The organism is Flavihumibacter solisilvae, assembly GCF_000814475.1.
Classification (GTDB): Bacteria; Bacteroidota; Bacteroidia; order Chitinophagales; family Chitinophagaceae; genus Flavihumibacter; species Flavihumibacter solisilvae.
In genome coordinates, this window is record NZ_JSVC01000015.1 from 146,397 (window position 1) to 159,227 (window position 12,831).

At 47.3% G+C, this 12,831-nt stretch carries 8 protein-coding genes; 7 read left to right on the plus strand and 1 reads right to left on the minus strand.

Annotation, left to right across the window (positions count from 1 at the left end; translation table 11 throughout):
* Positions 1-198: 198 nt before the first annotated feature.
* Positions 199-1,557: a vanadium-dependent haloperoxidase gene (locus OI18_RS13445; protein ID WP_152616824.1), complete on the minus strand. Its 1,359-nt coding sequence runs from the start codon at positions 1,555-1,557 to the stop codon at positions 199-201.
* A 417-nt stretch (positions 1,558-1,974) separates the two neighbouring features.
* On the opposite strand from OI18_RS13445, the gene OI18_RS13450 reads away from it, so the two are divergent.
* The 7 genes from OI18_RS13450 to OI18_RS13480 all read left to right on the plus strand — a co-directional run bounded on the left by OI18_RS13450 (position 1,975) and on the right by OI18_RS13480 (position 12,825).
* On the plus strand, positions 1,975-2,493 hold the full coding sequence (locus OI18_RS13450) for a sigma-70 family RNA polymerase sigma factor (RefSeq protein ID WP_039140545.1): 519 nt from the start codon (positions 1,975-1,977) through the stop codon (positions 2,491-2,493).
* A 68-nt stretch (positions 2,494-2,561) separates the two neighbouring features.
* Positions 2,562-3,617, plus strand: coding sequence for a FecR family protein (locus OI18_RS23825; protein ID WP_052273204.1), 1,056 nt, complete (start codon positions 2,562-2,564; stop codon positions 3,615-3,617).
* An 81-nt stretch (positions 3,618-3,698) separates the two neighbouring features.
* A complete protein-coding gene (locus OI18_RS13460; protein WP_039140547.1) occupies positions 3,699-6,962 on the plus strand; it encodes a SusC/RagA family TonB-linked outer membrane protein in 3,264 nt (1,087 codons plus the stop codon).
* Positions 6,963-6,978: 16 nt separating this feature from the next.
* The gene (locus OI18_RS13465; protein WP_039140550.1) at positions 6,979-8,787 is read left to right on the plus strand and encodes a RagB/SusD family nutrient uptake outer membrane protein; all 1,809 of its coding nucleotides are present in this window, start codon (positions 6,979-6,981) and stop codon (positions 8,785-8,787) included.
* A gap of 23 nt (positions 8,788-8,810) precedes the next feature.
* Positions 8,811-10,796 (plus strand): 5'-nucleotidase, lipoprotein e(P4) family, encoded by a 1,986-nt coding sequence (locus OI18_RS24705; RefSeq protein WP_072039012.1) that lies wholly within the window; start codon positions 8,811-8,813, stop codon positions 10,794-10,796.
* A gap of 65 nt (positions 10,797-10,861) precedes the next feature.
* Positions 10,862-11,536 carry a response regulator transcription factor gene (locus tag OI18_RS13475; protein ID WP_039140552.1) on the plus strand — a complete coding sequence of 225 codons (675 nt, stop codon included), beginning with the start codon at positions 10,862-10,864 and terminating at the stop codon, positions 11,534-11,536.
* Entirely contained in the window at positions 11,536-12,825 is a 1,290-nt protein-coding gene (locus OI18_RS13480; RefSeq protein WP_082037968.1) for a sensor histidine kinase, read from the plus strand. The genes OI18_RS13475 and OI18_RS13480 overlap by 1 nt, the downstream gene beginning before the upstream one ends.
* Positions 12,826-12,831 lie beyond the last annotated feature (6 nt).

Sequence of the window (12,831 nt, forward strand, 5' to 3'; positions counted from 1 at the left end):
TTTTAATGCGGGTATTACAATTTACTTACTAATTATAAATAATATATATATAAAGAAGGATATACTGTAAAATCTTCTTTCTTAGGGGCGAAAAAGAGAATAGGTCAGTAAGTAAACAAGGTTGATATTCCTCATTCACTTATTGACCTATTCACCTATTGACTGCAATGCAAAAATCGCAGGCGGACTTATTTGTCTTTAATGTTTTCCACTATGTGTCAGTTTGATATCTGCGATCCGGTTACCCAGGTCTGTCCCAATATCAATTGTAGCATATTGAGTGAACCTGTAGTGTATGCCAGCATAAACACGCGATATTGCGGCTTCTTCGACCATCTTGTCGATGGATGCATAATTCCGCGGTGCCGAGCCATTCCATACATAGGTTCGATCAGAGATAGGGATATTGCCATATTCCCTTTTCAGGATCTGCATAACTGGCGTGTAAACGCCTGCGAGTCCTGAAGGATAATCGGGATACGGTGGCGTAGGTAAATGAGATGTCCATGCGGGGTCGATAAGGTTGTTAATGTACGTAATCGGGCGCAGGAGGTTTTCAGTAAATTTTATCCTCCAGATGAGATGGAAGGCATCCTTGAAAGCGATCCCGGTTTTAGCATAGATCTGTGCAGCCTGGTTGAGATTTGCTTTATGATCCTCGAGTACCAGGGTAATTTCGGAAATAATATGGCCAGGTCCCGGATATCCGACTCCCGGCCCACCAACATCAGCCCAGAAGTTGGCAATTCCCCTTTGTTCGTCGGTCAATGCCAGGCCTACATCATATACGTCTTTGGCGGCTTTGTAAAATTTAGAGTGCTTTTCCTCAGAATAGGGGAAAGGTATGGCGGGATAAGTAGCGGTGAGAGTTGACTGGAGGAACGGCCTGGAATCTGCCAGGAACGGACCAACAGGATTTGCATACGCGGGAGGTGTAGGTTCCCATGAACCGGGAAAAACAGGTATTACGTATCCTTCAGCTGAAAGGGTGAAATTATCTGTTGTAGACCAGTCGAAAATCCGTGAGGCAACAGCACGGCCGAATGCCTGTGAATTGCTGATTATCTGGTCAGAGAGACTGAGTTTGAAGCGTTCGTTGTACGCATTTTCAAGAGAATCTATACTGGCTTTGTTGGCATCGGTAAGCGCTGGCAGGAACTGGCGGAACAAACTCGCCATTGCTGCATTGGCGCTGGCACTCCATGAATAAACCTGGTACCATTCCGGTTCAGGCATTGCAGGCATCTCGAGAAGCCGGGTTGACAGGCTTACTGATCCCTTTATTCCCGGCCTTACGGCCTCATATAGTCCGACTCCGATGTATCCATAACTCCTGCTGTTTAGTGGCGGGGGCGGAGGAGTAGTATTGTATAGTTGCATCTGCATTCCCAGCCTGTACCAGTCATAAAGTACGGTTGCACTTTCTTCCGAAGCATCTTTCGGTGGCCAGCCTTTTGGCGGCCAGTCATCTTTCTTACAACCCTGTAACCAACTTATTACCACAAGTAGCGCAACCAGTTTCAAGCAATGGCTTCGCTTTAGTAAACAACATTGCATAACAAAGGATTTAAATGGTTAAGAAATATGAATGACGATGAAGCAACCTGAACTCAAAGAGCAGATATTTCGCATACGGACATGCGAGTGCGGAATCAAAAATTTAAATAAGGAGCGGTGCGTGAAATCGGTTATCCGCGGAGATCCATAGTGGGAGAGATCGGGATGAGAACAAGGCAGTGGGCGGCTGTTCTGTTCCACCAGTAAAAGTAGACTATTAGTTTGGAATTCACAGAAATTTCATCCCATACAGTTTACAATCACTTAATAACGGGGAAGCGGGAAATTTTGCATTTTGCCGGCTCATTCTTCGTTTGTGCATGATGTTGAAACAACAAGATGGATGAAATTTTACGCAAACGATTGAGTGAGAAAAATCACCGGGATATTTACAAAATTTACAACAACTGACTGCTTGTGGATATACTCCTTCACATAAAGGAATCGAATGAGCATGCCTTTGAACAGGCATTCCGGCAATGGCATGAGAAAGTGTACGCATATCATTTTGCCAAAACCAGGGATGAGTCTTTTGCCGAGGAATGTACGCAGCTCACATTCATCAAGCTCTGGGAATCCAGGCACTTGTTGAATGCGGATCTTCCGCTTGAAGTACAGCTATTCCGGATTGCAAAGACTACTCTCATCGACCAGCTTCGGGCACGGCTTCGCGACAACAGGAGGTTGCAGGTGATCCGTAATCTATCCGGTCAGTCGCAGGAGCAACCACAATATGAACCTGATTGCTCCAGGCGTATTGCATTCGCGTTAGACAGCCTTCCACCCACAAGGAAAAAAGTTTTTATGCTGAACCGGGTTCATGGACTTACCTACAAACAGATCGGCGAAGAACTTTCCATTTCCGATCGTACGGTTGAAAAACATATTTCGCTGGCGCTGAAACAACTTAAAAAGATCCTGAATCTCGTTTTCTGAAAAAATATTTCCGGATGCATTACGGGTTCTTCCTTCCTGCATCGTATTCTTCTTAAAGCCATTGCTTCTTGAATCCTGACAAAAACATATTGCAACGATTTCTTGCCGGTGAATGTACCGAAGAGGAGATGTCTCAGGTCAGGGAACTCTTGCAAAACCCTGTTCTTGCAGAGCAGCATTTTCCTGAAGAGGAATGGGCATCCGTTCATTCGTCGGTACTTGCCAATGAAGAAACGGAGCGTCGCTGGCTTAATGTGAAGAAACACACTGTTGAAAAGTATAATAAAAAAGTTGCGGCTTTCCGGTTGATGATCCGCGTTGCTGCCATAGTGATTTTATTGGCAGGAATAGGTGCTTTGTGGATCGTTGTGCATGACAGGCCTGTTGGATCAACGCCGGTAGTTGCTGACAGCCGGGTTGTGAGCACAAATAGTGTAGCGCCTGTAATCTTTTACAATAATCTGGAACGTGCGATCTCGGGAGTTCTGCCCGATGGCTCTGAAATATCGTTGGAACCGCATTCGGTTATCCGGTATGAGGCAGACTATAATGAGTCAAAGCGGGAGGTTGTGCTGGAAGGAAAGGCATATTTCAAGGTGAAGAAAGACAGGGACCGGCCATTTACAGTGTATGCAAATGGTTTTTCCACTACCGCATTAGGAACCTCATTTACCGTTAGCGCTTACCCGGATCGACCGAATACCAAAGTTGCCCTTCATACCGGAAAGGTCGTGATCAGATCCGTGCATGGCGGGAAGATAAAAATGAAGGATGTTTACCTCGAGCCCGGTGAGCAATGGAAGCTGAATACACAGAGTCGCATTTATTCAATCAGTCGGCGTGAATTGCCGGACGCCCGGAAGAAGATGCAGCAGTCAAATGTTAGCATTACAGGAAAAACCATAGACTTTGACAGGGTTCCGCTGAACGATGTATTTCAATTAATGCAACAATATTTCGACGTAATCATTTCCTATGAACCCCTGACCCCAGACCGGTCTCATTTTTCAGGAACGATTAAACTCAACGATCCAATCGAAAAGATCATGACGCGGATTGCGTCTATGCACAACCTGCAGCTGAAACAGGCAGGGTGGAACTTTTCGGTCAAAGCAAAAAAATAACATGACATAGTCTCCATATGATTCCTGCATGCCGTGATCACGGCTGCGTGGAGGCACTTATATACTCAATAACCAACCATTATGAACCGAATGAAAGCAATTCTGGCAGTTTTGCTCGGGTGTGCTATGCCTTTGCTGATGCATGCCCAACAGCCTGCAACAGCTTCACTGAAAGGTATAGTAGAAAATGAAAAAGGCGAACCACTCGAAGGTGTTTCAGTCGAAATCGCAAACGATTCCGCAAAGATCAAAAACAGCGCCATTACCGACAACAAGGGGACTTATTCATTTGCCAGCCTGGCCGCCGGTGTCAGGTACACCATTAAATTCTCGTACGTGGGATACGAGATTGCAACACGTAAAAACTACCTGTTAAAGGCAGGGGAGAAGGGGTCATTGCTGATAAACATGAAGCTGATGCAAAACGACCTTTCCGACGTAGTGGTTGTAGGTTATGGAACTTCGAAAAAAATTAATGTAACCGGAGCTGTCGATCAGCTTTCCGGCAGGCAGCTTGCAGAACGACCCATTGCGAATGTGTTCCAGGGATTGCAGGGGGTGAGCCCGGGATTGAACATTACATATGCCGGTGGTGCACCAGGACAAACACCAAATATTAATGTGCGTGGTTATACTTCTATCAATGGTGGTTCTCCATTGATCATTATCGATGGTATTGCTTCTGCTACTGATGACCTGCTGCGGATAAATCCCTCAGACATCGCATCCATAACGGTCCTGCGTGACGCCGCTTCTGCTGCAGTTTATGGTGCAAGGGCGGCTTATGGCGTTTTACTGGTTACAACAAAAGAAGGTGCTTCAGGCGGCAGGCAGGTTATTTCATACAATAACTATTTCGCCAGTTCCCGGCCCACAATTTTGCCTGAGGCTGTGACAGATCCCTACATTTATTCCAGGGTTCTTGAGACATCGACCGATAACACGCCGTGGGATTACGTCAACTACTCAGACGAACATTATCAATGGGCTAAAGAAAGGTCCGCTAATCCATCTATTGAGGATGTACGTATCGATCCTTCGAACTCCGCCCTTTGGGCATATATGGGCAGTAATAACTGGAATGACTATTTTTTCAGCAAGTCCAATTTTTCACAATATCATACCCTCTCTTTCAGCGGATCTTCAGGCAATAAGAAAATGCCTATAGGTTACCTGCTTTCCGCCGACTATACCAATGAGAATGGTCTTAATAAATTGTCTCGCGATGACTGGAACCGGTACGGACTTCGGGCACGTGTCAATTTTACGCCACTCGAGTGGTTGAAAGTCGATAACAACCTGTTGGTATACCAGCTTGAAAGGGATGCACCTACTTACGCTATTACCGACCTCTATTACCTTCAACCGACTAACGTTGCAAAGAATCCTGACGGGAGCTGGGGTAACAATGCCGCTGGCAGGCTTGCTTCCCAATTAACCAGCGGTGGACGAAATACACAGGACCGTTTCGGTTTCCAGAATATTTTCCGCGGAACTGCGACCTTCTTAGATGGTGACCTGAGTATCGCCGGCGATGCGAGCTTCAAACGCGAATTATGGAAGTATCATACAGAAAACCTTCCTTACACTGTTGGTTATGGCCCGAACGACATCCGGATTGAGAACCCGATCGGCTCCATTACAGAAACACATGGAACCATCAAGCAGGACGTGTTTGATCTTTACGCCAATTATGGGAAAACATTTGGGATGCATGGATTTAAAGTGATGGCCGGCTTTAACCAGGAAAGCTATGAGTGGTCGCCACTATCAGCTTCACGTTCGCAGGTCATCTCTTCATCTGTTCCATATATAGGGCTCACCACAGGTGACGCGACTGTAAATACAACCTCGCAGGGTGGCTACTATAGTTATGCGATCCGGAGCTTGTTTGGCAGGGTCAACTACAGTTATCGCGATCGTTATATCCTGGAAGCCAATGGCCGTTACGACGGGTCCTCCCGTTTTCCATCCAGTAACCGCTGGGGATTTTTTCCCTCCGTTTCTGCAGCCTGGATCGTAACAAAGGAGTCCTTCATGGAGAACCTGTTCCCGGCAATTTCCACGTTTAAACTACGGGCCAGTTATGGAAGCCTCGGTAACCAGAGCGTAAGCTATTACGGCTACCAGCAAACGCTGCCGACTTCACTTTCATCATACCTGATCAATGGCAACCGTCAGACTGTGCTTGGAGTTGCGCCCTCACTTCGTGTTGATCCGGAAGCCTACACCTGGGAGAAAGTCTCAACAGCCAACGTAGGAACTGATCTTGCATTTTTTAATGATCGTCTCTTTACCAGCTTTGATTACTATGTCCGTAACACCACCGGCATGCTGGCGCCCAGCCAGGAACTGCCAGCAGTTCTTGGAACATCGGCACCCCAGCAGAATGCAGCTGATCTCAGTACGAAAGGGTGGGAATTTTCCATCAGTTACCGGAACAGTTTCTTTGGCGGCAGAAACCCGTTGTCTTTCAGCGCCAAGTTTATCTTATCTGATTCACGCAGTGAAATAACCAGCTATAACAACGCTTTACAGACATTCTCCGGTGCTTTCAGGCCGGGACAACAGATTGGCGAGATCTGGGGACTTACCAACAACGGTTATTTCAACAGCGAGGAAGAAATTGCAAAGCTGGATCAGTCAGCAATAGTGCCATGGGGAGCATTGGAAGTAGTGCCGGGATGGCCGCGTTACCTCGACCTCGACAAAAATGGTAAAATTGAAGAAGGTCCCTCTGCCCTCGATTCTAAAGACCTCAAGGTGATCGGGAACAGCAGTCCCCGGTACCGCTACGGGTTCAACCTCGACCTCGCATGGAAAGGCATTGATCTTTCGCTGTTCCTGCAGGGAGTCGCGAAGATGGACTACTATCCGCGCCATTACCTGTTCTGGGGACCATACCAGCAGCCATATGCGAACATCTATCCCTGGAACCTCGATTTCTATCGCGGAAGTTCAGAGACAGGAGCCGACCGTGACAGGCATTCCGCATCTTATCTTGCTGCGGGACTTGCAGATGCAAACCCGAATGGATATTTCCCCGTGCTGCAGTCATGGCTTGCTGACAACAACTATGGAACCGGACTGGACATTGCCCAGACCAAATATCTCCTGAATGCTGCTTATCTCCGGATTAAAAACCTGACGCTTGGTTATACCATTCCTCCGGCTTTGACAAACAGGTATCACATCAAACGCCTGCGGATCTTCTTTAGCGGTGAGAACCTTTATGAATTTTCTTCCATCAAGAAATACCTGGATCCTGAGTCGATCACCGATGGATACGGATGGGCCTACCCTTATCAACGCAAATATGCTGTTGGCATTAACCTGGATTTCTAATTCTCAAAACTGAACAATGAAAAAGACATTCATACCCGCAATACTGGTCGTGGTCCTGGGAACTGCATCATGCAAAAAGGATTTCCTGGATCGCTACCCGCAAACTTCGATTTCAGCCGACCTGTTTTTTAAGTCAGAGCAGGATCTTTCGCTGTATGTCAATGGACTGCTCAGCATGCCGGGAACCGGTGAATTCCTGAATGACCAGAACAGTGACAACACTGCAACCACTGGTGCTGTCGAAATAAAGAATATCATGACGGGAACACCAAGTTCACAGACAATTACGTCCGGTTGGAGTTGGGGCAGGCTGCGCAATATCAATTACTTCCTCGATAATTATCAACAGGCAGCAGTAAGTGATGAGGTTAAGAACCATTATGCAGGACTTGCCCGGTACTACCGCGCGCAATTCTATATGGGAATGGTTAGGCGCTATTCTGACCTGCCCTGGTATGGTAAGACTATTAACCCGGGCGACAGTGCCGAGCTCTATAAAGCCCGGAATCCCCGCGCCGTAGTTGTAGACAGTATTATGGCAGACCTGGAATTTGCGGCTGCGCATGTGCGGGATGAAGTGCCGACAGGTACTCCAGATGTATGGGCAGTAAAAGCATTCCAGGCCCGTGCGGCCTTATACGAAGGGACTTATCGGCGGTATCACGAAGAGTTGAATCTTCAAACTACATCTGATGCTTTCCTCCAGAAGGCTGTTGACGTGTCGAACGAAATCATGCAGTCAGGAAAATTCCAGTTGCATTCAACCGGGAAGGTGAACCAGGATTATGCTGACCTGTTCCGGAGTGCCGATCTTCTTGGCAATAAAGAGGTCATCCTGGCCAACCCATTTGACGCTACGAAGCCGGGAGCTCCTGGCAGCAGCGTGAATGGTATCGTATTCGGCGACTATGAACAATCGCCGTCACGTGACCTGGTGCAGACCTACCTGATGAAAGACGGCTCGCGGTTTACGTCCAATCCTGCTTACCAATCAATGCAGTATGTTCAGGAATTCAGCGATCGCGATCCCAGGATGAAGCAGACGCTGGTGTACCCCGGTTTCGTGCGTACGCCTGAAACAAAACCTTACGTGCAGCGGCTTAATAAGAATTTTACGGGCTATCACCAGTTAAAAGGCTACATCAATGGAACTACAGACAATGTGGTGATGAACAGTGTTGATTTCCCGGTTTACCGGTTTGCAGAGGTGCTGTTGAATTTTGCAGAGGCGAAAGCAGAATTGGGTACGCTTACACAGGCCGACCTGGAAAATTCGGTAAACCTGTTACGTAGCCGGGCCGGGATGCCTGCTCTGGACCTGGCGGCAGCAAATGGCGATCCTGATCCGGTGCTCGCATCGAAATATCCAAACGTGACTGGAGCAATGCAGGGCGTGCTGTTGGAAATCAGGCGGGAAAGGAGGGTGGAACTTGCATTGGAAGGATACAGGTTCGATGACCTTATGCGCTGGCATGCAGGTCTGTTGTTAGAGCGTATTCCCGAAGGCATGTATTTTCCGGGCCTCGGAAAATATGACCTGACAGGCGATGGAAACGAAGATATCATCCTGATCGGGGAGAATGAGACTATTCCTGCAGAAAACCAGAAAGAGAGCAATGCACTGGGCGAAAAACTTATATATTACAAGGCCGGGAGCTTTGGTGACAATGTTACGGTATTCCTTCGGAATGGAGCAGGCGGTGGCACGCTGGTAACGGAAATGACTCCACGAAGTTTCATTGAACCGAAGTATTACTATCGCCCCGTGCCGTATGGACAGGTGGTACTGAATCCCAACCTGTCGCAGATCTTCGGCTGGCAATAATTGTTAACTTTTATATTGAAGAGATGAATCGGATCAGTTTTCTTTTTGCAGTTCTGCTGCTGACCTTGGGTGTTTCGGCACAACAAAAGGTTTGTAAAACAGTGTTTATTATTGTTGACGGCATAGCGGCTGATGTAATTGAAAGTCAACCTGTGCCCAACCTTAAATCCATTGCGGCGAAAGGGCATTATTTCAGGGCATGGCTTGGCGGCGAAAAGGGCGGGTATTCACAAACGCCTACCATATCGGCCGTAGGATACAACAGCCTGCTTACGGGTACATGGGCGAACAAGCATAATGTCTGGGACAATGACATTGCGGCACCGAACTATAACTACCCAACCATTTTCCGCCTGATGAAGGACCAGTACCCGCAAAAAAAGACTGGTGTGTATTCCAGCTGGCTCGACAACAGGACCAAACTGGTTGGCGACGGGTTGGCAGCCACAGGAAATATTAAAGTCGATTTCGTGGCAGATGGCTACGAACTGGATACGGTACAGTTTCCTCACGACAGCCAGGACGACTATATGGAAAAGATCGACCGCAAGGTCGCTGAACAGGCTGCTGAAATTATTTCGAAACATGCACCCGACATGAACTGGGTTTACATGCAGTATACTGATGATATGGGACATATGTTTGGCGACCAGCCCCAGTATGCGAGGGCCATCCGGCTGATGGATGAGAAAGTCGGACTTGTTTGGAAAGCGATCCAGGAAAGGGAGAAAAAGTTCGGCGAAGAATGGCTCATCTTCGTCACAACTGACCATGGACGGGATGCAGCGACGGGCAAAGGACATGGCGGACAATCATACCGTGAACGGAATATCTGGATGGTAACAAACCAGCCTGCTGTTGGCAATTATGCAAGCTTTTTCAAACCTGCGATAACAGATATCTATCCCAGTATAGCCAGTTTTATGAAAATCAGGATGCCGGTGGAAATTGCCCGGGAACTGGATGGACAGAGCATTTTCAGCCAGGGCTCCATCACCAATATGCAGGTGAATTATTTCCAGGGAAAGATTGATGTGAGCTGGACACCGTTGGTTAAAAACCAGCAGGTACGCATTTTAGTCAGCACGTCAAATAATGTTAAGACTGGCGGAAAGGATGAATACTTTGAAGTAGGTAAAGCTGATATTTCAAAGGGTGCGGCGATTGTCGACGTGTCGAAATATCCATCGGAATTATACAAAGTGGTGTTGGAGGCACCGGGAACCACACTCAACCGTTGGGCGATCAACAAAGCGCCTGTACCTGCTCCTGCTTCCGCTCAGTTATTACCAGGCGGTCCTGCCTGGGGTGCCCTCTGGCAGCAATCCGCCGCCGAGTACAAAGCACTTGCATACCAGTCGTACCAGACAGCGAAGGCCCGCCTCGACCAGCTGTTGGCTGCCAGGCCAAGCGGAAAACCGCTTGCTGTGATCACGGATATTGACGAGACAGTACTTGATAACAGCCCGTATTTCATTCAGCAGGCGCTGAACAAGAAAATGTATGACGACAGCAGCTGGATCAGGTGGACAAGCCAGCAGAAATGCGACACGGTACCGGGTGCCCTGAATTTTTTCAGGTATGCCGCTACAAAGGGTGTCGAAGTTTTTTACATCACCAATCGTTTCGAAGTGGAGAGGGCAGCGACTTTGGCAAACCTGCAGAAATTCGGGTTTCCCAACACTACCGATGATCACCTTTTTCTGCTGAACACAGAAAACTCTTCCAAAGAAGTGCGCCGGAATGCTATTGAAGCCAAATTCGAGGTGTTATTGTTGATAGGTGATCACCTTGGTGATTTCAACCGCTTGTTCGATACCAAGGTGGAAGGCGAGAGGAGCCAGGCAGTTAACAAGGCCGCCGCACTTTTCGGGAACAGGTTTATCGCACTCCCCAATTGCATGTATGGTGGTTGGGAAGACGCGCTTTTCTACCAGAAACCCGGAACAGAAACTGTTGCCGCCAAAGATGCATTGCTCGTGAAAAGATTAAAGGAAATTGTAAAGTGACAGTAAGGGTGGTTTCAGAAAATATTCAGAATTAATTCTTTCTTTTGAGGGTTCAGACCTAAAAAATGAAGATCCTGATTGTTGAAGATGAAGCTGACCTCCGGAAAAGCATAGTTACCTATCTGTCGGGGGAGGACTACCTGTGTGAGGTTGCAGCCACATTCAGCGAAGCCATGGAAAAGACGGAGGTCTATGATTATGATTGCATCCTGCTCGATATAACCCTTCCCGATGGTAATGGTCTCAAGGTCCTGGATGCGCTTAAAGCCAATGATAAAGCGGATGGCGTGATCATTATTTCTGCCCGAAATTCTATTGATGACCGGATTACAGGGCTCAACCTCGGGGCCGATGACTATATGCCCAAACCGTTTCACCTGTCAGAACTCAGCGCGCGGATCGCCGCTGTTATCCGTCGCCGGCAGTTTAACGGCAGCAAACAGCTCGTTTTAAATGAACTGGTGCTGGATATCAGCGGCAAGACAGTTTCCGTAGACAGTGAAATTGTGGACCTGACCCGGAAGGAGTATGAGATCCTGCTGTACCTGATCGCCAACAAGAACAAAGTGATTTCCAAAAATGCACTCGCAGAACACCTTTCCGGCGATAAGGCGGAAGCCTATGATAATTTTGATTTCATTTACGCGCACATCAAGAACCTTAAAAAGAAGCTTATTACGGCCGGTTGTACGGATTATATTAAGTCCATTTACGGAATGGGTTATAAGTTTGATGTATAATGAGACTTCTCCAGGGAACCATACGTCAGTATTTTCTATTGTCCCTCGTAGCAATGCTCCTGGCCATTCCCACCTTCTACGTCCTCATTCGCGCCCTGGTACAGGAGGAAGTTGATGAAGAACTCATCGTTGAAAAGGTTGCGGTAGTTAAAAAACTACAGGAGAAAATGACTAAAAATCCGGGTGTTATTCCGGATCTGCTCGACAACGACCTGATTATTATTAAAGCGGCAAAATTTATTGCGCACGACAGCTTCTACAATGAAACCATTTATGATACGACGCTTCGGGAACGGATCCCGCACCGCGTGCTGGTAACTCACCAGTTGCTCAATAATAAACCGTACGAAATCCTCATTCGTGTTTCCATGCTTGACTACGATAACCTGATCGAGGTTATTGTGGCAGTCCAGGCTTTTGTTATGGTGCTGCTTTTCATCGGATTACAGGTAATAAACCGCAAGTTATCGAAGCGGATTTGGGATCCCTTTTACCGGACGCTCCACCAGTTAAGGCGATACCGGGTAGAAGAACAGCAGGCACTTTTATTTGATAAAACCGGGTATCTGGAATTTGATGACCTGAACAAGGCTATAACGCAACTGACAGAAAGAAACCATAAGGCGTATGTAAGCCAGAAGGAGTTTGTTGAAAATGCTTCCCACGAATTGCAGACTCCGCTGACGATTTTCCAGACAAAGCTTGAGCTGCTGATGCAAACCAGTCCGCTGAACAGTGAGCAGGCGGGACTGATCAGTAGCATGGCTGATACCAGTCAACGTATGAACAGGATGAATAAAGCGCTGCTGTTATTGTCGAAGATTGACAACCAGCTTTATTCAGGAAAAGAAGAAATTGACCTGAAGCAATTGTTCAATGAAACAGTCACGCAGTTTGAGGATGCAATTGAACAAAAAAATCTGAAAGTCCAGGTCGGAAACCATTCCAGACCAAAGGTCGAAGCCAACCGCACCCTGCTGGAAATCCTGGCGAACAACCTGGTGTTTAATGCGATACGGCATAACATGGCAGGAGGAATTGTAGAAGTGAGTTTTAATGACCACGAAGTTGCCATTGAGAATACCGGTAGTGCCAAACCACTTGATCCCGACCAGATCTTCCAGCGGTTCAAAAAGCAGAGCTCCGATGCAAACAGCCTTGGATTAGGGCTTGAGATTATCAGCAAGATCTGCCGCATAAATGAATTCGGCCTCCGCTATCGGTTCCATGACAACAAACATTGTTTTATAATAGACCTGCAGGGAGGAAACGGCAAAAATTCAGAATAAATTCAG